The organism is Pseudoalteromonas sp. APC 3893, from assembly GCF_030408095.1.
GTDB lineage: Bacteria > Pseudomonadota > Gammaproteobacteria > Enterobacterales > Alteromonadaceae > Pseudoalteromonas.
Genome location: NZ_JASDCD010000001.1, coordinates 799095 through 823088, shown reverse-complemented (window position 1 = coordinate 823088; position 23994 = coordinate 799095). Strand labels below are relative to the sequence as shown.

The following is a 23994-nucleotide window of genomic DNA, read 5'->3' as shown; positions in this document are numbered from 1 at the left end:
CTTTCATGCCTGATATTATTTTACCAATAAACCACCAGCAATCTTCGCATTGTGAAACTGGCGTAGTGGCTACGCTATTGCAAAGCAAAGGGATAGACATGAGCGAGCCAATGGCATTTGGGCTTGCATCGGCGCTTACTTTTGCTTATTTACCTTTTGTTAAAATTAGTGGTATGCCATTAATCGCCTACCGCATGCCACCAAAAACCATAATCAAAAAAGTCTGTAAAAAGTTAAATATAGAACTAGAAAGCCGCAAGTTTTCAAGTCCAGAAGCCGGTATGCAAGCACTAGATGACGAGCTTGGAAAAGGCAATTTAGTGGGCCTACAAAGCTCAGTTTATTGGCTACCCTACTTCCCTGAGGATATGCGTTTTCACTTTAATGCCCATAATTTGGTGGTATATGGTAAAACTGAGCAAGGTGATTACTTGATCAGCGATCCGGTTTTTGAACACCCTGTGACGTGCGCATACGATGATTTAAAAAATGCCCGCTTTGCCAAAGGTGCATTGGCTGCAAAAGGCTTAATGTATGTGATTCGTTCAGCGCCAAGTCAATGTGACTTAGCCCCAGCAATAAAGCCTGCAATCAAAAAAACCGCTAAGATGATGAATGGTCTAGTGTTACCTTACTTTGGCCTGAAAGGCATTCGCCACATGGCAAAACAAATACGTCAACTTGATAAAAAGCCAGCAAAATACACACGTTTATATTTAGCGCACATCGTACGAATGCAAGAGGAAATTGGCACCGGTGGCGCTGGCTTTAGATTTATGTACGCCAGCTTTTTAACACAAGCCAGCGAGCTGACAAACACTCCAGCATTAAAAGAATGTGCAGAGCATACAACACAGGTAGGTGATTTATGGCGCGAGTTTGCCATGTTAGCAGTCAAATACTGTAAAAAACGCAGCGACGTCACCCTGCATGATATAGCAGCGAAATTAGAGCAAGTTGCTGAGCAAGAAGCAAAGTTAAGTAAATTATTACAAAATGCCCTTCTCTAACGAGACCACTTATCTAGCTATAATTATGAATTTTTAGCTAGGTATTACCCGTTCTATAGAGAGTTAAAGTAATTTGACTTGAAAAAAAGCTGTGCACTTAACAAGTGCAACAGCTTTTAACAACCAGAATAGATTTATAGGGCGGTTTCAAGTTGCGGTAATACCTCGAATAAATCAGCCACTAGACCATAATCAGCAACTTGAAAAATTGGCGCATCTGGATCTTTATTTATTGCGACAATGACTTTGGAGTCTTTCATACCAGCTAGATGCTGGATCGCACCACTTATACCAACTGCTATATACAAGTTAGGTGCGACAATTTTACCCGTTTGCCCTACTTGCATGTCGTTCGGTACAAAACCGGCATCAACAGCAGCACGTGATGCACCAATTGCGGCACCTAGCTTATCGGCAATGCCATTTAGGAGCGCAAAGTTTTCACCATTTTGCATACCACGGCCGCCAGAAATAACCACCTCTGCGGCTGTTAACTCTGGACGTTCAGACTCAGTTTGTTCAACACTTACAAAGCTACTTGATTGATTATCAATAGCGCTATCTATAGTTGAAACTGTTACAGCAGCTTGTTCTGTTTGTAAATCAAAGCTACTTGCTCGCACTGTGATTACTTTTTTACTATCAAGTGATTTTACTGTTGCGATTGCATTGCCTGCATAAATCGGACGCTTAAACGTGTCTGCATCCACGACATCGATAATTTCTGAAATTTGAGCAACATCTAATAAAGCTGCAACCCGGGGCATAAAGTTTTTACCCGTGGTTGTTGCACTTGCAACGATGTGCGAATAAGCTTCCGCAAGTGATATAACCAGCTCGGCGGTATTTTCTGCTAATTGATGGGCATAAACTGAATGATCAGCTACTAGTACCTTGCTTACACCATCGATTGACGCAACTTGAGTAGCCATTTCATTGATATTTTCACCAACAACTAGCACATCGATTGAATTGCCTAACTTCACTGCCGCATTAATTGTTTTAGAAGTTTCTGGTTTTAAAATACCATTATCATGATCGGCTATTACTAATGTTTTCATGTTAAATCACCTTCGCTTCTGTTTTTAGTTTTTCAACTAATTGGGCAACATCATCAACAATAATACCACCACTGCGTTTTGCTGGCTCTGAGACTGAAACCAATTGCGTTCGTGGCGCTAAATCAACACCTAGGCTATCGGCAGCAATTACCTCAAGCGGCTTACGTTTGGCTTTCATAATATTAGGTAATGACGCATAACGAGGTTCGTTCAAGCGTAAATCAGTTGTGACTATTGCGGGTAGTTTTAATTCTACCGTTTGTAAGCCACCATCCACTTCACGGGTCACTTTGACCGTTGCATTTTCGATATCAACCTTAGATGCAAACGTACCTTGCCCACGATTTGTTAGCGCAGCGAGCATTTGACCTGTTTGGTTATTATCTGAATCGATTGACTGTTTACCTAAAATAACCAACTCAGGTAATTCTTGCTCAACTATTTTAGCCAGTAATTTAGCAACATGAAGTGATTCTAGTTTCTCATCTGTTTCAATATGAATGGCTTTATCTGCTCCGAGTGCAAGCGCTGTACGAAGCTGTTCTTGAGAGGCTTTTGTGCCGATAGTCACAGCGACAACTTCGGTTGCAGTGCCTGCTTCTTTTAAACGAATAGCTTCTTCAATAGCAATTTCACAAAATGGATTCATCGCCATTTTTACATTAGTAAGATCAACGTCGCTATTATCGGATTTAACGCGAGCTTTAACGTTATAGTCGATGACTCTTTTTATTGGAACGAGAACTTTCATAGGAACTCCCTGATTATTTAAACCTACAAGCTAACGTTTACGTCAACCTATTTATTTTATGATTTCAGACTACTTCCTGTTGACGTAAACGTCAACCTAAAATAACCTTAAACTATCCAAAGCCTGTAACGTTTCATTTGCAAGTATGAAATTTCCTTGTTTTAAGGTGCAGGTCCGTCACACACAAGAGGTTATTATGGTCGAACGCGAAACCATGGAATTTGATGTAGTTATCGTGGGAGCAGGCCCTGCGGGGCTATCAACGGCGATTAAATTAGCGCAACAAGCACAACAAAAAGAACAAGAGTGCATGATCTGTGTTGTTGAAAAAGGCTCAGAGGTCGGCGCCCATGTACTTTCGGGAGCTATTTTTGAAACCACCGCTTTAGATGAGTTATTACCGAACTGGCAGGAATTAGGGGCACCAGTGAGTACAAAAGTAACTTCTGATGAGATTTATTGGTTCAATAATGAAAATAAAGCAACCTCTATTCCTCATTTTGCCACTCCCAAAACATTCCATAATGAAGGTAATTATATTGTCTCTATGGGCAATGTGTGCCGTTGGTTGGCTGAGCAAGCAGAAAGTTTAGGCGTCGAGATCTTCCCTGGTTTTAGTGCTCACTCGTTAATAATTGAAGATGATACAGTAAAAGGCATTATCACTGGCGATATGGGTGTTGATAAAGACGGCAACGAAAAAGATGGCTATATGCCTGGTATGGAACTGCGTGCCAAGTACACTGTATTCGCAGAAGGTTGCCGTGGGCACTTAGGTAAACAACTAATAAATCGTTTTGCACTCGATAAAGATGCTTCACCACAACATTATGGGTTAGGGTTCAAAGAAATTTGGCAAATAGACTCATCTAAACATAAAGAAGGGACTGTTGTACACGGTACTGGCTGGCCATTAGCAAGTGATACTAATGGCGGTGCATTCATGTACCACAGTGAAAATAACCAAGTTGTCGTAGGTTTAATTGTTGATTTAAATTATTCAAATCCACATTTAAGCCCATTTGATGAGTTTCAACGGATGAAACATCACCCAGTCTTTAAAGAAGTTCTCCAAGGGGGTGAACGTATTGCTTATGGTGCTCGGGCAATTGCCAAAGGTGGACTACACTCATTACCCAAAATGCACTTTCCGGGTGGTTTATTAGTAGGCTGTGATGCCGGTACACTTAACTTTGCCAAAATTAAAGGTAATCATACAGCAATGAAGTCTGGCATGATTGCCGCTGAGGTCATCTTTTCAGCCATTGAGAGCGGCTTACAACACAGTGACTTGAAACAGTATTCAGAGGCTTTTAAACACAGCTGGGCCTATAAAGAATTACATCAATCGCGTAACTTCGGCCCAGTTATGCATAAATTGGGGAAATTTATTGGCGGGGCTTACAATACCCTTGACCAAAATATTTTTGCAGGAGGCCTACCTTTTAATTTCAAGGACCATACACCTGATCATGCAACATTAGTTGACCAACATACAGTGGATAAAATTAATTACCCAAAACCAGATGGTCAGATTAGCTTTGATAAACTCTCCTCGGTGTTTTTATCAAATACCAATCATGAAGAATCGCAACCGTGCCATTTACAGTTAAAAAACACGGCTATTCCAATTGATGTTAATTTAGTTAAATTTGATGAACCGGCACAGCGCTACTGCCCTGCAGGTGTTTATGAAGTACAAGAAATTGAAGGCAAAGATGAGTTTGTTATTAATGCTCAAAACTGTGTGCATTGTAAAACCTGTGATATTAAAGATCCAAGCCAAAACATAACCTGGATCACCCCTGAAGGTGCTGGAGGCCCCAACTACCCTAATATGTAAATACCTCTAATTTATAAACTAATCCTAAATTGCAGGGGCTTCGGCCCCTTTTTTGCGCTATGCTCAATAATGTCGAGAAATAATAAGAGAGTTAGAGTATGCCGTCATCAAGTGTCGTATTTCGTTTTTTAGCAGAGCCAACCGATGTTAACTTTGGAGGGAAAGTCCATGGCGGTGTTGTCATGAAGTGGATTGACCAAGCAGGTTATGCCTGTGCCGCGGGTTGGAGCGGGCATTACTGCGTCACAGTATCTGTCGCTGGAGTTAAATTTAGACGCCCTATCCTTGTGGGTCAAATAGTCGAAGTTGAAGCTAAAATAGCGCACACTGGCAAAACAAGTATGCAAATTTTTATACAAGTGCGTTGTGGCGATCCTAAAACTCAAAATTTAGTTGAAACAAATCATTGTATTATTAGCTTCATTGCAATGGATGAAACCGGCTACTCAGTAGCTGTTCCACCTTTTACTGCTGTAACAAAAGACGACAAGCAGCTGGAAAACTATGCAATAAAAATGAAAGAAATTGCGATTGAAACAGAAACGCTATTGCATAAATCAGCACCTTAAAGCGTTATAGTATTAATTGAGCAAGTAAAACTTACAAAGCCCTTTGAAAAAGCTGCATCGATGAAACTGAACGCGCGTTCAAAATAACAGCGAACACCGAAAAAAACCATATAAAAACATACAATTAGGAAATTTTTTAAGCTCCCTGTTGTTGGCACAATAGATGCTCCTAAACAAATGACTAAACGACGAATAACGAAAAGTTATTTATTTTTTATTTTGTAAAGGAGCTATTAAATGATTAAATCACTTTCAATTTCTGCTGTTGCACTTGCCCTATTTGGTTTTAACAACGCGGCTCACGCAGAAGTAACTGATATGGATATGCCGAGCATTTATACTGGTATCGGCTATGGACAATATTCTTTTGAGTTTGAAGACTCAGAAAACGATACAGACTTTGATGACGACTCACAAATGCTAAAAGGTTACGTGGGTACTCAATTTAATAAATACGTGAGTGTAGAACTTGCTTATCAGAATTTTGATGAAGTAAGTGATATCGATAGTTATGCTGAGGTTGATGGTGTGTCGCTTGCAGCACGCTTGGCAGCCCCACTTACAGAAAGCTTTTCCATTTACGCAAAAGGTGGTTGGCTTGAATGGGATGCTGAAGTAACTCAGGACATTCCTGCAATTGGAAGTGTGTCGGTTGATCAAGATGGTGGCGATGTATTCTATGGTGCAGGTATTGAGTATGCGTTTACGCAAAATATACAAATGCGTTTAGAGTATGAGCGTTATAAATTAGAAGACGATATTGATCCAGATATGGATGTCGCTTCTGTCTCAGTTCAGTATATGTTTTAATTAGACCACTCGGTTTAATATTAAAAGGCAGCATCAGCTGCCTTTTTCTGTCTTTTACGGTTAGAATAACGCAAAATAAACAAAAAATTGGTTTTATGAGCGACTATCAGTTAACGGCCGTAGGCCATATTCACTCTCCATATAAGCAAAAGTTTGCAATCCCCCGCCAACCTAGATTAGTACCACAAGCAAAGGCAAAACTTGTATTTTGTGCTGATTTCAATCGGGAAGAATTTGTCAGAGGTTTGGATGACTTCTCTCATATTTGGCTGCTTTTTCGTTTTCATGAAACGGCTGATAAAGGCTACTCTGCTATGGTAAGGCCGCCGCGTTTAGGAGGAAATGACCGCAAAGGCGTATTTGCCACTCGTGCAACATTTCGGCCAAACGCTATCGGTATGAGCGCTGTTAAGCTTGAAGGTATCGAATATGTAAATGGTCAGCTCAGCCTGCTACTCTCTGGTATCGATTTGCTCGATGGCACGCCAATTTTAGACATCAAACCTTATTTGCCTTACTCTGATGCAATGACCGATGCAAGTGCAGGGTTTGCTGATGTAAGGCCAGAAACACAAATGAGTGTCGATTTTAGTGAATCTGCTACTCAATTTATTGCTCAGCAAAAGCAATATCCCGAGCTTAAAGAGTTTATCGAAAATGTGCTTAAGCAAGACCCTCGTCCCGCGTATAAAAAACAAAAAGATGGCGAGCAAAATTATGGCATGACCTTATATGAATTTAACATTCGCTGGCAAGTTAATGGCGAACATAACTATGTCAGTCATATAGAAAAAATATAGAAAATGTCACTTAGCGCTTTAGTGTAAAAGCAACCGCTGCTAAACTGTGGCTCTTATTGAAATAATAATTTTATAACTATCGGAAAAAACATGCGTACCAGTCAATATATACTCGCTACACTTAAAGAAACGCCGTCTGATGCTGAAATAATATCGCATCAATTAATGCTTAGAGCCGGCATGATCCGCCGCGTTGCGTCGGGTTTATATACGTGGCTACCCTCTGGTTTACGCGTGTTACGTAAAGTCGAAAATATCGTTCGTGAAGAAATGGACAAAGCAGGTGCAATTGAAATGTTGATGCCTGTTATTCAACCTGCAGACTTATGGCAAGAGTCTGGTCGTTGGGACCAGTTTGGTGATGAGCTAGTTCGGTTTAATGACCGACATAACCGCCCTTTTGCGCTTGGCCCTACTCACGAGGAAGTTATCACTGACTTTGTTCGTAAAGAAATAAGTTCATACAAGCAGCTTCCGTTAACACTTTATCAAGTACAAACTAAAGTACGTGATGAACGTCGCCCTCGTTTTGGTGTAATGCGGGCTCGTGAATTTACCATGAAAGATGCATACTCTTTTCACTTAAGTGAAGAGTGCCTTGATACTACATATAAAATTATGCACAAAGCGTATTGTAATATTTTTGAGCGTTTAAATTTAGATTATCGCCCGGTATTAGCTGACACAGGATCAATTGGTGGTAGCTTATCACATGAATTTCATGTGCTTGCTGAGTCTGGTGAAGATGCGATTGCGTTTAGTGATGTGGGTGACTACGCAGCAAATATTGAAAAAGCAGAAGCGCTTGCACCAAGTGAAGAACGCCCAGCCCCAAGTAAAGAATTAAAAGCATTTCCAACACCGGATGCTAAAACAATTAGTGAGCTGAAAAAACACTACGGCGTGAAGCCTCATCGCGGCGTTAAAACCTTGATTGTCTATGGTGTGGCTGATGAGAATGGTCAACGTGATTTGGTTGCCCTTGTTCTGCGAGGCGATCATGAGTTAAACGAATTAAAGGCTCAAAACCACCCACTAGTACATTCGCCACTTGAAATGGCACCTGAAGCAGAAATTGTTGCTGCAATTGGTGCAAAACCTGGCTCCCTTGGCCCTGTTGGTTTGACTATGCCAATAATTGTTGATCGTACAGCCAATGTAATGGCTGATTTTGTAGCCGGTGCTAACAAATATGACGAACATTACAGCGGCATTAACTGGGATCGTGATGTATCAAACTATGAAGTCGCCGATCTTCGAAACATTGTTGAGGGCGATCCGAGTCCATGTGGCCAAGGTACATTGCAAATTAAACGTGGTATTGAAGTAGGCCATATTTTCCAGCTAGGCACAAAATACTCAGAAGCAATGAAAGCTGGTGTCTTGAGCGAATCTGGTAAAAACCAAGTTATGACTATGGGTTGTTACGGTATTGGTGTTTCACGCATTGTTGCCGCTGCCATTGAACAAAATAATGACCAATATGGTATTAAGTGGCCACAGCCAATTGCCCCATTTGACTTGGCAATAGTACCGATGAATATGCATAAGTCACATCGTATTCCAGATATTGCAAATAACCTTTACGATGAACTAAAAGCAGTAGGGCTTGACGTTTTATTTGATGATCGTAAAGAACGCCCAGGAGTCATGTTTAATGATATGGAATTACTTGGGGTACCTTTTACTTTAGTGATAGGTGAACGTAATCTAGATGAAAACAAAGTTGAGCTGAAAAATCGCCAAACTGGCGAAAAGCTTATACTTGATTTAGATACTGCTGTGCAGACAATTAAAGCTGCATTAAACGCCTGATTATTTGCTGCCATCATTTTAAAAAACCGCTTAACGCGGTTTTTTATTGGCTATGTAATTGCCTCCACGGCTATTTCGACCTGTCCCATAACGATTATTCGCATCTACTACACTGCAAGAAATATGGCCACCTGTAGTAATGACAGATAAAGTGACATTCTCAATGACCTGATCGCTTATATTTTTAAATTCAACTGCATTAATTTATATCCTTATGTTCATTAACTAGTTGGTAGTCCATTAGGATACGGTAAGGGTTATCATATTTGAATATCTTTATAGTTGTCATAGAGATTTAGTAAAAGTGTCGTGTAAGCGTAACTAAATATACCTAAAATGGTTATTATTACACCGCGAGTAACTCTCATGAACAATACAGAAAAGAGTAATAAAAAGCACTATCCAGCCGTTTGGATCTCCGATGTACATCTAGGCTATAAAGATTGTCAAGCAAACTATCTGCTCGACTTTTTAAATAGCATTGAATGCGACACTCTATTTTTAGTGGGTGATATCGTTGATCTATGGTCGATGAAAAGGCAGTTTTTCTGGCACCCAAGCCATTATCAAGTGTTGGCGTGTATACAAAAAAAAGCACAATCAGGTACCCGTGTTATTTATATTCCAGGGAATCATGATGAGACATTTCGACATTATGTAGATAACACATTATTTGGTGTTGAAGTCCACCAGCAATATATTCATACAACCAAAGCCAATAAACGTTTTTTACTGGTTCATGGTGATGATTTTGACTCAGCAACCCGCTATAACAAATTTATCAGTATTGTCGGTGATGCAGGCTATGATCTGTTATTATTTTTAAATCGTTGGACAAATCGAGCTAGACGGTTGTTTGGTGGTAATTACTGGTCTCTAGCATCATGGTTAAAAGCACGGGTCCATAAAGCGCGTGAAGCCATTGAAGCTTTCGAAAATGCTGCAATCCATGAAGCAAAAAAGCAAGGTGTTGATGGTATTATTTGTGGCCATATTCACCACCCTCAATTAAAAGTAGTGGATGGGATTGTGTATTGTAATGATGGTGACTGGATAGAAAACTGTACCGCGTTAGTAGAGCAAGAAAATGGCCGTATTGAATTACTACACTGGTCAGAGACACAAAGGGTCATTAATTCCGCAGATATTACTGCAATTAATGACCCTCAAACTAAGCCTGAAAAGTCAGCGGCATAAACTAACTGGCTATGAGTTATGACTTAACCACATAGCCAGTTTATTTTTCAATGTAGGCGGCTTAATGGGTTTAGTAATATAATCATTCATTCCTGCGGTAATACAACGCTCACGATCCCCCGCCATAGCACTGGCTGTCATTGCAATAATAGGCACATGTAAATAGACTTTTCCCGCAGCCCCCCTTCTTATCTCTGATGTTGCTTCATAGCCATTTAAATTTGGCATCTGACAATCCATAAGAACCACATCAAATGGGTTCTCTTGATTTTGCTTTAAGGTATCTATGGCATCAACACCATCACTGGCACAGGTAATACTAATCGAAGTACGCTTTAAAATTGCCTTAGCAACTTCAAGGTTGATCATATTGTCATCGACCAGTAATACTTTATAGCCTGATAGCTCAAATTCATCCCCCAGCTCTACTGTTTTATCCGTTGGTAATAAAAAACTGTTATTTGCACCAAATATACTGGCAAGCTTATAGCTAAATTGATCTTGTGTTAATGGCTTATTCAACACGTGACAACTTTGCGGGTAACTGGCTTTTATATCTTTGCTGAGCAATAAATCACGTAAAATTAGCATGTATTTTTTATTCTGTTTTTCACATAATGTTATTAATGCATCTAATTGAGGGTGTTCATTATCTATGACCAGTAAATCAACTTTGACTTCTTCGCAATTAAATTGATAGTCAAATCGTTGAATATTATTCGAATCAACTTGGCAATTCTTAATAAGTAAATTCTTGATATTGTTGAAGACACTTTCATTTTTAATCAATACACCCACTTCAATATCTTTAGCAAGCTCAATTGGGGTATTTAATTTTTTCTCAGGTGCGACATGAAGCTCTATCTGGGCTGTAAAACAACTTCCTTTTCCTTTTTCACTTACAACCGAAATATCCCCCCCCATCAACCGGGCAAGCTTTCTACATATTGAGAGCCCTAGCCCCGTGCCACCAAAATGGCGAGTTGTGCTGCTGTCTTCCTGTGTAAAAACTTCAAATAGTTTATCTATATTTTGCGCCGCAATACCTATTCCAGTATCTTGTATTGCAAAACTCATGATCAGTTTATTTTGGGTTAAATACTGACAGTCTAAACTCAGACTCACTTCACCTTGATGAGTAAATTTGAACGCATTATTTAGTAAATTAATTAATATTTGTTTTAATCTGTGGCTATCGCCTACCAGCATTCGATCGAGGACTTTATCTGTATTTAATATGATCTCTAAACCTTTGCGTTGACCTTGTAAGGCCATTGAAGTAATTAAATCACTGCATACGCTAATCACATCAAAACTGTGCTTATCAATATCGAGTTTGCCAGCTTCTATTTTTGAAAAGTCGAGAATATCATTAATCAACGTCATTAATGACGTTGCACTTGAGTTTGCTAACTTAAGGTAATTAGCTTGCTGCTGTGTTAACGGCTCTTCAGCAAGCATGCCCAACATACCCAATACACCATTCATGGGGGTGCGGATTTCGTGGGAAATATTAGCTACAAAATCACTTTTAGCTTTACTTGCTGCCAATGCTTCGTCAATAGCCATTTCGAGTTCAATAGTACGTTGTGCTACTTTTTGTTCAAGTGAACCGTTCAGCGCTTGTAACTGCGTTTGTATTGTCTTTAATGAGTTTATATTTCTTAAAATGGCAGCAACTTGGTGGGTTTGAGTAAAAATATCATAAACAGAAGTGAGCGTAATTGAGTAAAAATGCTGTTGCTTATTTTCATCTATATAGATTGCTTCAAACGGCGGTTTAGTACCTAAATTAATTGTTTCACTAATGTAGTCATGATCTTGCTCATTAAGAATAAATAAATCAGAAAATCTAGTTGTTCCCTCTATTAATTTAAAGTTCGCTTTAGCTGTATGATTAGATTGACAGATAACGCCTTGTTCTTCAATCGTAAGAATCGCATCAAGAGAATTTTCTATTATCTTATTATTTTGTTCTTTTAATGAATGAAACTCTAACTTACGGTTAATATAACGTTGATACAACCAGACTAAAAAGAGTATGACTGAAAACAAAGTAGCTAATACAATAATAAAGTTATTTCGTCGCTGAGAGACCTTTTCAAGTAATATTTGAGTATCAATTGAAACCGCGATTTCTAACGGTTGCATTGCAATATTACCCTCCAAATTTAAGCGTTTTTTTAAATAATACTGCTGTGATAATCCCGTCATCGGCAGTGTAACCTGCGATGACATCTCTTGGCTTTTTGTAAAAAGACTTGACCATGTCACGTCTTGGCCAAATTCAAAGCCAAACTGAATGCTATTGTCTGGATGGTAAAGAAATTGCTCATTACTATTCAATAAATATACACTTAGACCTTGCGTTGTATTTTTAGGTAAATTCGCTAACAAGGGTTCAGCAAAGTAATTGGTCACTAAAACTGCAAACACAAAGCCCTGATCATCAAATACCGGCTTAGCAACTCTGTATGTACTTGTATATGGACGCTGAATATCTCCATTTTCACGATTGTAATTTATCGGAGAAATATAAATTGTGTTTTTATCTTGCATGCTCGCTTTGAGCATATAATCTCGTTGCCCTTTTTGTTGTAACGCATCTCCTTCGATGCGTATTATCTCATTATTTATACGATCAACTCTGACTAATTCCATCCCTTGATTCGCTAAAGTGATATAACGAGCTTGTGAGAGGGTTTCATCTGTTTGCATAAACCCTGTGAATATTTCAGCTAAACGGGTTTGCCAAACGGACACTGAGATATCAAAAGCGGGGTCTATATTATTGTTAGCATGAGAGCGGCGGATACCCGATATTGGAGGCGTTGAGTCTAAAAAGTGGATTGACGCTACACTGGTTTGTAGTTGAGCTTTAAGATACCGTATTTTAGTTTCAAGTACATGTTCAAGCGCTACTTTTTCATTATTGAAAATATCACTTCGAGTTTTTAATTCAAAAACATATATACTCGGCAGTGCTAACATAACAGATATTAGTAGCGCTAAAAGAAAAACTTTGCTTGATTTGAACATACTCGTCAAAGAGCGTGGGCTTTGCATGAAATCAATGCCATTTTGATAAATTTTATTATCACCGAGTATAGATCATTTACACACTGAATTAATCGATATTTCTGAATTATTTATCTTATTTATTGAAATATATAGTAATGGTGGCTGAGGAGCCACCATTACAATGCTTACCTAAATAATACTTCTTCTTTGTTAAACCACTTAACACAAAACGCAATCAACGCGCCTGCAACAATAACTGTTGCTAAAAAGATTAAACCGACCAAGGTGTAATCAACAGTCCCTTTGATTATCTCTTTTATAGCAAGAGCAACATTAGTAACCGGGATGAAAGCTGTTTTAGCCGTCAACTCTACATTAGGCAAAAGTGCCACTATAATTGGGAAAATCACGCCCATGCTCAGTGGAGTCATGTAATTTTGCGCCTCTTTAAAGCTACGGGCATATATTGATATAGCCAACGCAAGAGATGCAAAAATAGCCGCTAGAGGGAGTAAAATAATAAATATCAACGCAAAGTCTATTACATGTAAAGTACTAAACGCCGTTTTTGCAATCTCTAAATCCATAACATTAATGGCGATTGTGATCCACACGCCCATACTCAAAACAGTTATACTGGTTGTTACAATTGATGACACCAATAAAGTGATAAATTTACCAAGTACCAGTTGCGTACGTGTAATAGGGGTTAATAGCAGCGTTTCAAGTGTGCCTCGTTCTTTTTCCCCAGCCCCAATATCGATGGCTGGGTAGCTTGCTCCCATTAACACTAACGGAATTAATAAATAGGGTATAAATCCACCTATTTTTTCACCTAGGCTTTCGCGTTTATCGGCAGTGTCAACTTTAACAACTTTAATCGGGTCTATGATGGCCGTTTGTAGCTCCTCACTAATACCATAACTGGCTAGTTTATCCGCTCTTATTGAGTCACCAAACTCAGTTGCTAATTCCTTTACTCGTTGAAATAAAAAGTTTATTGATTTGGCATCATTGAACACAACTTGCCACTCACTTTGTTTTTCATCATTCAGTGTTGCTCTTGCGTTACTTGGCAGGTAGATCCCCATATCAATATGGCCTGCTTTTACTGCTTCTTTAAGCTGTTCAGCCGTAGTAAACGTTTTATCACCTTGGTAAAGTTTAAAACTTTTATGATAAAACACTTTGTCTGTGAATTCTTGTGCGTATTCGCCATTAATAATGGCATACGTGTGAACTTCTTGTTCGGCCTCAAGTGCCGCTTGAGAAGTGATAAATGCCATTACAGCAAAAATTAACGGGAATAAGGCTATTGGTAACGCCACAATAAACAATAATGTTTTTTTATCGCGTAGAAGCTCTTTTAATTCCTTTTTAAATACCTCAAACATCGCGCTTCTCCGTCAAAATATTCATAAATGCTTGGTTAAGTTCTTCGCTATTACCAGCGAGTTTAAAATCTGCAACAGAACCATCAAAACAACTAATACCTTCGTTAATAACCGCAACACGATCACACAATAGAGCGACTTCATCCAAGTGGTGGGTTGAAAATATAACCGGTGTCCCCTGCTCTTTTAACCCTTTAATAAACTTAATCACAGTTTGCGTAGTCATGATATCAAGCCCCGTTGTTGGCTCATCAAGAACAACTACTGCGGGTTGATGAACAACAGCACGTGCAATATTTGCTTTTTGTTTCATACCGGTTGATAGATTATCAGCGCGTTTATCAATAAAGCTGTGCATATCGAGTAAATCAAACAACTGTGCACAACGCGAGGTAATGGCTGCTTTTTTCATGCCATGTAATTTAGCAAAATACTCTATATTTTCTTTCACTGTTAAACGGCCATACAACCCCGTACTACCAGACAAAAATCCAATTGACTTACGGCCAAACAATGGTTTTTTTATGATATCTTGCCCAGCGATGGTAATACTGCCTTCATCTGGCACAAGCGCAGTCGAGATCATTCTCAATGTGGTGGTTTTTCCTGCCCCATTTGGCCCAAGTAAACCAAGTACTTCACCTGCATTACAATGAAAGCTTACATCCCTAACCGAATGAAAATAATCTTTATCTTCCCTTGGGTCCGTTTTTTCAAGTTTGTTTTTTTTATGATCTTTAGTTAGCTTAAACTTCTTTTTAAGCCCTGCTACTTCTATCATTTTCGTGTCCTTCGTTTTGGCCTAAAGTAATCCGTATTACTGTAGAAATCACTGTTATTATTATCAATATGCCAGCCAGGAACACCTAACAATGGCAAAGGAGATAATAGACTATTATCAGCTAGACAATTATTTTTCCCAATCATCTCATAAAGCACCGTATCTAGGTACGCATATTGCGCAGTTAAATCTTTACAAAATGTGTCTTCAGGCACTTTCACAAAAAAGGCTTTACCAGTGAGCCCTATATACGGTTTTGTCAGCATTTCATAGTTTGCATGACCAAACATATAGGCATTGATGCTTTTACCCCACTGTGCGCGTAAATCAACAAAGGCAGTTTGCCACTGATGCTCTCTAAGTAATTCGGGCCATTGAGAATCTGTCACGGCTAAAATAACGCCACATTCATCAAACAGTGTTAATGCATTACGGTGTTTACTTCGTTGCTTTGTGCCATGCAAGCTGATTTCTTCAACGTGACGCTTATTCAATAAAGCTTTGGTTTTAGGAAATAGGCACCAAATAAAGCCACCAAATAAATCATGCCAGTTTTGTTGGCGAGTTGGTACACAGCCTGTATCAAATATGATTTGTTCGTAATAACGCTGTTCTTCACTAAATAAAGCGTCATCTTTAAAAACGATCGGTCTATTATTCTCATTTACACCAGTTAGAAACGGTGAAAACCAATCACATGTAGGCCAATCTAATTGTTGATTTAACTTAAATAGTCTATTTAAATGTTCAAAGGCACCACTGCTTACTAACTGAGGGTGCCATTGCTCATAAGGGGTAAACCGCTTCATGAGTACCTTTTGCTTTACAGAGTATTCGCTCAGTTTACCGCAAAAACTGGTTCTATTTAATAGAAGTTCTTATACTGTTGGTACTTAAAACAAAAAAAGAGTGACTATGAAACGTTATTTTTCTCTTACACTACTGGCAAGCGCAGTGCTTGCAGGTTGTGCAGCAACAAGTCTCACTTCTGAAGATGTTGAACAAGGCTATGAGTCTATCAATGCACAGCAACTTGCAGAGCATGTAAAGGTATTGGCATCTGATGAATTTGGTGGTCGTGCACCATCATCTAAAGGCGAAGAGCTGACTCTTGCTTATCTAACTGAACAATTTAAAGCAATTGGTTTTGAACCAGGTAATGGCGACAGCTTTTTGCAAGAAGTACCGCTTGTATCTCTTGAAGCAGATTCTGATATGGTTTTATCAATTGGTGGCAAAGATTACCAATATAAAAAAGATATGGTCATGGGCAGCAGCCGTATTAGTGAAAACGAGAGTATTAAAGATTCAGAGCTTGTCTTTGTTGGTTATGGTGTAAACGCGCCAGAGTATAACTGGAATGACTATGAAGGCCTTGACGTAAAAGGTAAAACAGTAGTCATGCTAGTGAACGACCCCGGTTTTGCCACCAAAGATCCAGCACTATTTACTGGCGATGCAATGACCTATTATGGTCGTTGGACATACAAATATGAAGAAGCTAGTCGTCAAGGTGCTGCTGGTGCAATCATCATTCATGAAACAGCCCCAGCTTCTTACCCTTGGTCTGTTGTTGAGAACTCATGGAGTGGCGAACAATTTGGTTTTCAAAAAGAAAATAACAACATGGATCGTGTCACTGTTGAAGGCTGGGTTACAACTGATGTAGCTAAAGAGCTCTTTACAAAAGCAGGCCTTGATTTTGACACTGCAAAGCAAAATGCAGCAAAAGGTGCCTATCATGTCGATATGGGCGATTTAACAGCATCTGTAGCGGTTAAAAACACCATAAAAAAATCTATCTCATATAATTTCATCGCGACGTTACCAGGTAGCGAAAAGCCAGATGAGCACATCATTTATTCTGCGCATTGGGATCACCTAGGTACAGATAAAAATCGTAAGGGCGATCAAATTTATAATGGTGCTCACGATAATGCAACTGGCACAGCGGGTATGATTGAAGTGGCTGAAGCATTTGCTCAATTGCCTAAGCATCCTAGCCGTTCAATGACTTTCTTAGCAGTGACAGCAGAAGAGCAAGGTTTACTAGGCTCTAAATACTATGCTGCAAACCCAGTGATCCCAGCCAATAAAACCGTTGCAAACATTAATATGGATAGCCTGAATCTATTAGGCAAAGTGAAAGATATTAGTGTAGTCGGCATTGGTAAATCACAAATGGACTCTTTACTCGCTAGCGCAGCGAAAAAGCAAGGCCGTACTGTGTCTGGCGACCCTAAACCATCTTCAGGTGGTTACTACCGTTCAGATCACTTTGCCTTTGCCAATATGGGTGTACCAGCCATGTATGCTGGTGGTGGTAGTGAAGCGTTTGACGAAGAAACTGCAAGTTACCGTAAACGTATGAGCTTAGTGCTTCGTGGTTGTTATCATCAACCTTGTGATAGATACCGTGATGAATGGGATTTATCAGGTGCTGTGCAAGATTTACAGCTGTTTTATCAAGTAGGTTTTGATATATCTGAACAGGTAGAATGGCCAAAATGGAATGAAAGCTCAGAATTCCAAAGAAAATAATGCAAATGATATTGATTTTCATTTGATTTAATTCTAAAGTGCAACTTAATAACGTTTTAGGTTGCACTTATGTTCACTCTCACATTGCCAAAGTTTATGTCATCTATATCAACACGCTCTTTTATTGAAAATAAACGCATGTTGTTGCCACTGGTTTTACTTATTTGTTTGGCCTACTCCCCTATTCGCGACATTACTCTTACTGCAATGAGCGATGCTTTTTTTCAAGTTAGCGTATTTGTCGCTGCTACGCTTTTTATTTACTACTACTTGATTGATAGACTTCCTCAGTTAGAGTTAGCCTACCTTAATGCTAAATCACCTATTTTAGAAGTTAGTTTTGCCTCTTTCTTAGGCGCTTTGCCTGGTTGCGGCGGCGCAATCATCGTGGTGACTCAATTTACGAAAGGACAGGCTAGCTTTGGCTCTATAGTCGCTGTGTTAACAGCCACCATGGGCGATGCCGCTTTTTTGTTACTCGCAACTAAACCAACTGAAGGTTTACTAATAATGCTTATTGGATTAAGCGTTGGTGTGATCAGCGGTAGTTTGGTGAATTACTTTCATAAAAGTGACTTTTTAAAGCCAGAAAACCAAGATGTAGAGCATGAATACAAGAGCCAACCAAGTAAAGCCATCATTTTGAGCAAATCAATTTGGAAGGTTATATTAATTCCGAGCCTTATTATTGCGTTTCTTATTGCGCTCAATGTTGATTTTGCACAATTTGGCTCAGGATTAAATGATACGGTTATGTTTTTTGGTGCTGCAATGGCATTATTTGCAGTAATAGCGTGGGCTTTTTCATCTAAAGGTAAAAGCTATCAAGACATTACCTGCGAAGAAGAATCTAGCCAACCGCCTTCTAAGCTCTATAAAGTGTTACAAGACACACACTTTGTCACTGCGTGGGTTGTGGCGTCTTTTATGCTGTTTGAATTATTGGTTAACTTTGCTGGTGTTGACCTAAAAGCGTGGTTTTCACATTACACCTACCTTGCACCACTCATCGCTGTGCTCATAGGCTTTTTGCCTGGTTGTGGTCCACAAATCATTGTCACTACTTTATATATTCAGGGTATTATTCCGTTTAGTGCCTTGGCAGCAAATGCTATTTCTAATGATGGTGACGCCCTCTTCCCGGCAATTGCAATGGCACCAAAAGCCGCACTTATCGCAACCTTCTATTCAGCCATTCCTGCGGTGTTAGTTGGCTACGGCTTGTATTTTTATGGTGTTTAATAAAACCAACAGACACAAAAAAGCTCAACAATAACGTTGAGCTTTTTTTGCTACAATAAGCGTTAGCTCATTGCCATCATCATTTTAGCGGGTTCTTCTAGATACGATTTCCACAGATTATTAAAACGAGCAATAGTCCCGCCATCAATAACACGGTGATCGCCAGACCAACTTACCTGCATGATCGCTTTACTTATCACGTTACCTTTATCATCAAAGCGAGGGAGATGCTGAAGTTTACCTAATGCAACAATGGCAACTTCTGGCTTATTGATAATAGGCGTTGCGATAGTCCCACCTATTGCGCCAATATTAGAAATACTGATTGTGCCACCTTTTAAGTCATCAGGGCTAACACGACCGTCTCTAGCAGCATCAGTTAAGCGTGTAACAGCATTTGCAACATCAATAATACTCTTATTTTGACATTGCTTGATATTAGGCACTAAAAGACCAATTTTAGAATCAACGGCCATGCCAATGTTATGATCGTTAAAATAGGTTAATTCAGTACACTCATCATTTACTTTAGAGTTTAGTACTGGGTATTCTTTCATTGCTAGCGATAACGCCTTAATAAAAAACGGCATCATCGTTAATTTAATGCCCTGCTGCTTGTATTGCTCTTTCAACGAACTACGTAAAGCAATTAAATCGGTTAAGTCTATTTCATCACAAAAAGTAAAATGTGGAATGCTACTAACAGAGGCAACCATCTGTTTAGCCATAGCAGCTTTAATCCCTTTAATAGGCTCAACACGTGTGCTTTCATTGCTAACAGCAGCTGTATTGACCACAGGTGCGTCAAGCTCAGACGTATCAATAGTATTTGGTACTTCTGAATTTACAAATTGTTCAATGTCTTCTTTATAAATACGGCCGTTTTTTCCGCTACCTGGTACGCACGTTAAATCAACATCCATTTCACGCGCTTTTCGACGAACAGCCGGTGAAGCAACAGCCTTTTTATTCACAACCGGAGTAATAACATTACACGTTGGTGCAGCTGGTGTGTGCTCTTTGGCGTTGGACTGCGCTTTAACAACAGCTTCATTCACATCAACCTGGGATTGGCCTGTACCTGCAATGCTCATTTGAAACAGCGGACTATGAACCTGTGCAACATCCCCTTTTGCATAATAGAGCTTATGAACTGTACCAGTATATTTAGCAGGAATTTGTACCAGCGCTTTATCTGTCATTACATCACAAACAGCTTGGTCTTCTTCAATGTGCTCGCCTTCTGCGACTAACCATTCAACAATTTCACACTCAACAATTCCTTCACCTATATCAGGTAAAATAAAATCTTCTAATTGTTCAGAGCCATTATTTGCTGGGTTTATTGGTTGCTCAACCGGTTGCGAGCTCGCTTCACCTGCAACATCCATCGCAAATAAAGGGGCATGTACAGCCGCGATATCACCTTTTTGATAATACAACTTGGTAATTACGCCATCGTGAACGGCGGGAATTTGCACCAACGCTTTATCTGTCATTACATCACAGATAGGTTGATCTTCATCGACTGTGTCGCCTTCTTCTACAAGCCATTCAACAACTTCGCACTCAACAATGCCTTCGCCAATATCGGGTAAAATAAAATCTTTTGCCATGATAACTCCTAAAATTCGACCGATTGCTTAATGGCAGCAAGTACTTTTAATGCATCTGGCACATATTCTTTTTCAAGTGCCAACGGATAAGGTGTATCAAGTCCACATACTCGTAAGATTGGAGACTCTAAATGTAAAAAGCATTCTTGCTGAATCGTTGCCGCGATCTCGCTACCAAAACCGTTAGTGATTGGTGCTTCATGGCTTATTACTAAGCGCCCTGTTTTCGTAACTGACTGCGCAATTGTTTCAACATCCCAAGGTAGTATGCTGCGTAAATCAATCACTTCACAGCTAATGCCTTGTTCAGCAGCTTGTTTTGCAGCATCTTCGATAATTTCCATTTGTGCGCCCCAAGCAAGTAATGTTACATCACTTCCTTGCTCAACAACCTCAGCTTTACCAAGCTCAATGCTGTAATCATCTTCAGGAACTTCCCCTGTAGATGCACGGTATAAACGTTTAGGCTCAAAGAAAATAACCGGGTTATCATCTTTAATAGATGCACGTAATAAACCTTTAGCTTGGTACGGGTTACGAGGTACTACAATTTTTAATCCTGGGGTATGAGCAAAATAAGCCTCTGGAGATTGAGAGTGATATAACCCCCCTGCTATACCACCGCCGTAAGGCGTGCGTATGGTTAAATTACCCACATTAAACTCATTACCACTGCGATAACGGAATTTAGCTGATTCATTTACAATTTGGTCAAATGCAGGAAAAATGTAATCGGCAAATTGTATTTCTGCAAGCGCTGGCGCGCCAAATGCAGCCAAGCCATTAGCAAAGCCCATGATCCCTTGCTCAGTCAATGGAGTATTGAAAACGCGATGCTGACCATATTTTTCTTGTAACCCTGACGTGGCACGAAACACGCCACCAAAGTAGCCCACATCTTCGCCAAAAATACAGGCTTGCGGATGCTCTGCCATCGTAATATCAAGGGCTGAATTAATTGCATGTAACATATTCATTTTAGCCATTACTTAATTCTCCCTGCAGTGACTGGATAGGCATCAGGATGTTGCTTAATATGGGTTTTTAATTGCTCATATTGACGTTGTAATGATGGTATTGGCGTGTCGTATACATCAGAAATCAACTCTTCTAATGCTGGTTTCTCAATCACCTCTGCACGTTTTAATGCAGCAAGAATGTCTTCACGAATTTGTTCTTTCGCTTTTACATCGTCTTCGTCATTGAGCCATTCTTGTTTTATTAACCACTTACGGAAACGCTCAATTGGGCAAGCGTGATAGTTAGCTTCTTCCGCTTTTGAACGATAACCACTTGGATCATCTGACGTTGAGTGAGCACCTAAACGATATGCAATTGATTCTATTAATACCGGCTCACCAGTGGATGTTGCTATTTCACGCGCTTTTTGAGTTGCCGCAAATACCGCTAATGCATCGCCGCCGTCAACTCGAATGGTTTTAATACCATAGCCCACACCACGAGAAGCTATGCCATCACCTTTAAACTGCTCATCTGCTGGGGTAGAGATAGCATAGCCATTATTACGAGCAAAAAAGATCACCGGGGCTTTATGCACAGCAGCCATATTTAAGCCTGCATGAAAATCACCTTCAGAGGCCGCCCCTTCACCAAAGTAACATATAGTGACATTGTCGATATTACTTTTTAGCTCACCGGTTTTAGCGTCAACGTGCTTAATTTTTTGGCCATAAGCGTAACCCGTTGCCTGCGGTATTTGGGTACCTAAAGGCGACGAAATAGTCATGTAGTTCAACGCTGCACTACCATAGTGAATCGGCATTTGACGCCCTTTACCTAAATCAAGTTCATTTGAAAACATTTGATTCATAAATTGGTCAAGGGTGAAACCGCGATAATGCAATGCTGCTTGCTCACGGTATTGAGCCATGATCATATCATTTTGATCCAGTGCTGCTGCTGAGGCTGTAACCGCAGCTTCTTCACCTAAACATTGCATATAAAAGCTAACGCGGCCTTGGCGTTGAGCTGCTTGCATACGTTCGTCAAGTGCTCGAATAAAACGCATTGTTTCGTATAAGCTAATTGCTGTGTCTTTATCAATATCGGGTGCACAAGCACCGCTGTGGATATCGCCATCCTCGGTTAAAATACTCAAGGTTGGAATATTTAAGGCATGACCATCAATAAATTCAAGTTCATGACTAATATTCTGCGATACGTTATTTGGGTTACTCATAACCTACCTTCTTCTGTTGTCGAGAAATACAGTGCTAAATTAGGTAACCTGATCTTAGGTTAATTATTATTATTCGTAATTTTTGCTAGGTTAATCTTTGCAAAAATTGCACTGTAATTAAATTAAAGCTGCCAACACTTTACGTTAACGTAAAATGTTATTCAACTAATGATAGACGAATGATTGATAAATGACGAGAGAGGGACTGGAAAGTTAACTATACAATATAAAGTGATATTTAAAATCATATAGTTAACTCAAATATTATACTGGAATTAATTAAAATTCTCATTAATTTCAAGGGGAACAACAGTTAATAATGCACGTTGGCCTAGTGCTACATCTGCATTTGGAAAAATAATCGCTTCACCATCTACATCTGCGTAATAACAGGTCTGACCATCTTTGGCGAGCAGTTCGCCTTTTGCAAAGCCTGTAAAATTCACGGCATCATCAGAAAATGGGAAAGAAAAATCCTGCTCTGTGCGATTTATTGAACGATGTACAGAGAACAGCTCAAAATCATCTGCATTAAATTGCTTGTAGTTAACTTCATTTTGAGTAATTAATGCAATTAATGTATCTTTGGTTTTGGCAAAGCGAGACATATCATTTTCACCAAAAGGTTTTACCTGGCCAAGTTCTACGGTGAACGAGTCAGCGCCGTGTACATAAGAAGAGTAATAACTGAATGTAGTAGCGGCAGACTTCATCATCAATACAGTATTTACACCACAACTGAGTAAAAACTGCAGCTGAGATTTTTTCCACGGTTTACCATGCAAAAAAGGATACACTGCAAATTTGTCGTTTTTCGAGCCTCTTATCGCAGTATGTAAATCGTAATGATAGCGTTCACGTTGTTGACCACCACGATTATAAAAATCAGTCACGTACTGTTCGAGTTGTGCCGCCCGTTTTCGTTCATTATTCATAGCTATACCATCAACTGTATGATGGCCATTAAATAAACGGTTTAAGTTTTCTTCAACAAACCGTTTACCAATATTGATTGACTGCGGATTACCGTAAATAAACAAAACCCTTTGTGCGAGTGTAAGTTTACCACTGATAATACTTTTAATTAACGCATCACATATTTCAATTGGAGCTGTTTCATTTCCATGAATAGCACTTGATAGTACAACGTCTTTTGTGGTGTCGCATGTTGGTTGGAATTCAATAACCCCTGTGTCATGTACATTTACTTTTGTACCGTTTGCCAAGGTGAATTCACCTGGGTCTAAGTGCCATTCATTTTCTCGGCTTAATGTAAGGAAATCCCCTGAGCTTTTTAATTCTTCTATATAATCTGATTTGGCTGACATGTTCATCGCCTTTTG

General features: G+C 39.5%; 19 protein-coding genes. 9 read left to right on the top strand and 10 right to left on the bottom strand.

Annotated elements, in window-relative coordinates:
- The first annotated feature begins 5 nt into the window (after nt 1-5).
- On the top strand, nt 6-1010 hold the full coding sequence (locus QMA12_RS03715) for a BtrH N-terminal domain-containing protein (RefSeq protein ID WP_290208454.1): 1005 nt from the start codon (nt 6-8) through the stop codon (nt 1008-1010).
- Nucleotides 1011-1144: 134 nt separating this feature from the next.
- Here the strand turns inward: QMA12_RS03715 and QMA12_RS03710 are convergent, their stop codons facing one another.
- Together QMA12_RS03710 and QMA12_RS03705 are read right to left on the bottom strand one after the other, a co-directional pair.
- Nucleotides 1145-2071 (bottom strand): FAD-binding protein, encoded by a 927-nt coding sequence (locus QMA12_RS03710; protein ID WP_290208455.1) that lies wholly within the window; start codon nt 2069-2071, stop codon nt 1145-1147.
- A 1-nt stretch (nt 2072) separates the two neighbouring features.
- Nucleotides 2073-2822: an electron transfer flavoprotein subunit beta/FixA family protein gene (locus tag QMA12_RS03705; RefSeq protein WP_087532167.1), complete on the bottom strand. Its 750-nt coding sequence runs from the start codon at nt 2820-2822 to the stop codon at nt 2073-2075.
- Nucleotides 2823-3018: 196 nt separating this feature from the next.
- Here QMA12_RS03705 and QMA12_RS03700 point away from each other — a divergent pair, with 196 nt between their 5' ends.
- The 6 genes from QMA12_RS03700 to QMA12_RS03675 all read left to right on the top strand — a co-directional run bounded on the left by QMA12_RS03700 (nt 3019) and on the right by QMA12_RS03675 (nt 9856).
- Nucleotides 3019-4665 carry an electron transfer flavoprotein-ubiquinone oxidoreductase gene (locus tag QMA12_RS03700; RefSeq protein WP_290208456.1) on the top strand — a complete coding sequence of 549 codons (1647 nt, stop codon included), beginning with the start codon at nt 3019-3021 and terminating at the stop codon, nt 4663-4665.
- Between the two features lie 98 nt (nt 4666-4763).
- Nucleotides 4764-5234, top strand: coding sequence for an acyl-CoA thioesterase (locus QMA12_RS03695; protein ID WP_290208457.1), 471 nt, complete (start codon nt 4764-4766; stop codon nt 5232-5234).
- A 237-nt stretch (nt 5235-5471) separates the two neighbouring features.
- Nucleotides 5472-6044 (top strand): outer membrane beta-barrel protein, encoded by a 573-nt coding sequence (locus QMA12_RS03690; protein ID WP_290208458.1) that lies wholly within the window; start codon nt 5472-5474, stop codon nt 6042-6044.
- A 95-nt stretch (nt 6045-6139) separates the two neighbouring features.
- Nucleotides 6140-6844, top strand: coding sequence for a tRNA (N6-threonylcarbamoyladenosine(37)-N6)-methyltransferase TrmO (gene tsaA / locus QMA12_RS03685; protein WP_290208459.1), 705 nt, complete (start codon nt 6140-6142; stop codon nt 6842-6844).
- Between the two features lie 90 nt (nt 6845-6934).
- Nucleotides 6935-8659, top strand: a complete 1725-nt coding sequence (locus tag QMA12_RS03680) for a proline--tRNA ligase (RefSeq protein ID WP_290208460.1) — start codon at nt 6935-6937, stop codon at nt 8657-8659.
- A 366-nt stretch (nt 8660-9025) separates the two neighbouring features.
- The gene (locus QMA12_RS03675; RefSeq protein WP_290208461.1) at nt 9026-9856 is read left to right on the top strand and encodes a UDP-2,3-diacylglucosamine diphosphatase; all 831 of its coding nucleotides are present in this window, start codon (nt 9026-9028) and stop codon (nt 9854-9856) included.
- Between the two features lie 9 nt (nt 9857-9865).
- On the opposite strand, the gene QMA12_RS03670 is transcribed toward QMA12_RS03675, so the two are convergent.
- The 4 genes from QMA12_RS03670 to QMA12_RS03655 form a co-directional block, all read right to left on the bottom strand.
- Nucleotides 9866-12922, bottom strand: coding sequence for an ATP-binding protein (locus tag QMA12_RS03670; RefSeq protein WP_290208462.1), 3057 nt, complete (start codon nt 12920-12922; stop codon nt 9866-9868).
- 140 nt (nt 12923-13062) lie between these two features.
- Nucleotides 13063-14271, bottom strand: a complete 1209-nt coding sequence (locus tag QMA12_RS03665) for an ABC transporter permease (protein WP_290208463.1) — start codon at nt 14269-14271, stop codon at nt 13063-13065.
- Complete coding sequence (locus QMA12_RS03660; protein ID WP_290208464.1) at nt 14264-15052, bottom strand: ATP-binding cassette domain-containing protein; 789 nt, start codon at nt 15050-15052, stop codon at nt 14264-14266. Before QMA12_RS03660 ends, QMA12_RS03665 begins: the two co-directional genes overlap by 8 nt.
- On the bottom strand, nt 15049-15861 hold the full coding sequence (locus QMA12_RS03655) for a DUF3025 domain-containing protein (RefSeq protein ID WP_087532176.1): 813 nt from the start codon (nt 15859-15861) through the stop codon (nt 15049-15051). Before QMA12_RS03655 ends, QMA12_RS03660 begins: the two co-directional genes overlap by 4 nt.
- Before the next feature lie 106 nt (nt 15862-15967).
- Between QMA12_RS03655 and QMA12_RS03650 the strand changes: the two genes are divergently transcribed.
- Nucleotides 15968-17593, top strand: a complete 1626-nt coding sequence (locus tag QMA12_RS03650) for a M28 family metallopeptidase (protein WP_290208465.1) — start codon at nt 15968-15970, stop codon at nt 17591-17593.
- Nucleotides 17594-17662: 69 nt separating this feature from the next.
- Nucleotides 17663-18835 carry a putative manganese transporter gene (locus QMA12_RS03645; protein ID WP_290208467.1) on the top strand — a complete coding sequence of 391 codons (1173 nt, stop codon included), beginning with the start codon at nt 17663-17665 and terminating at the stop codon, nt 18833-18835.
- Between the two features lie 62 nt (nt 18836-18897).
- Here QMA12_RS03645 and QMA12_RS03640 read toward each other — a convergent pair whose 3' ends face one another.
- From QMA12_RS03640 to astE, 4 genes are all read right to left on the bottom strand, one after another.
- Nucleotides 18898-20451, bottom strand: a complete 1554-nt coding sequence (locus QMA12_RS03640; protein ID WP_290208468.1) for a dihydrolipoyllysine-residue acetyltransferase — start codon at nt 20449-20451, stop codon at nt 18898-18900.
- Between the two features lie 8 nt (nt 20452-20459).
- The gene (locus QMA12_RS03635; RefSeq protein WP_290208469.1) at nt 20460-21437 is read right to left on the bottom strand and encodes an alpha-ketoacid dehydrogenase subunit beta; all 978 of its coding nucleotides are present in this window, start codon (nt 21435-21437) and stop codon (nt 20460-20462) included.
- Entirely contained in the window at nt 21437-22651 is a 1215-nt protein-coding gene (locus tag QMA12_RS03630) for a thiamine pyrophosphate-dependent dehydrogenase E1 component subunit alpha (protein WP_290208470.1), read from the bottom strand. Before QMA12_RS03630 ends, QMA12_RS03635 begins: the two co-directional genes overlap by 1 nt.
- A 275-nt stretch (nt 22652-22926) precedes the next feature.
- Nucleotides 22927-23979, bottom strand: a complete 1053-nt coding sequence (gene astE, locus QMA12_RS03625) for a succinylglutamate desuccinylase (protein WP_290208471.1) — start codon at nt 23977-23979, stop codon at nt 22927-22929.
- Nucleotides 23980-23994 lie beyond the last annotated feature (15 nt).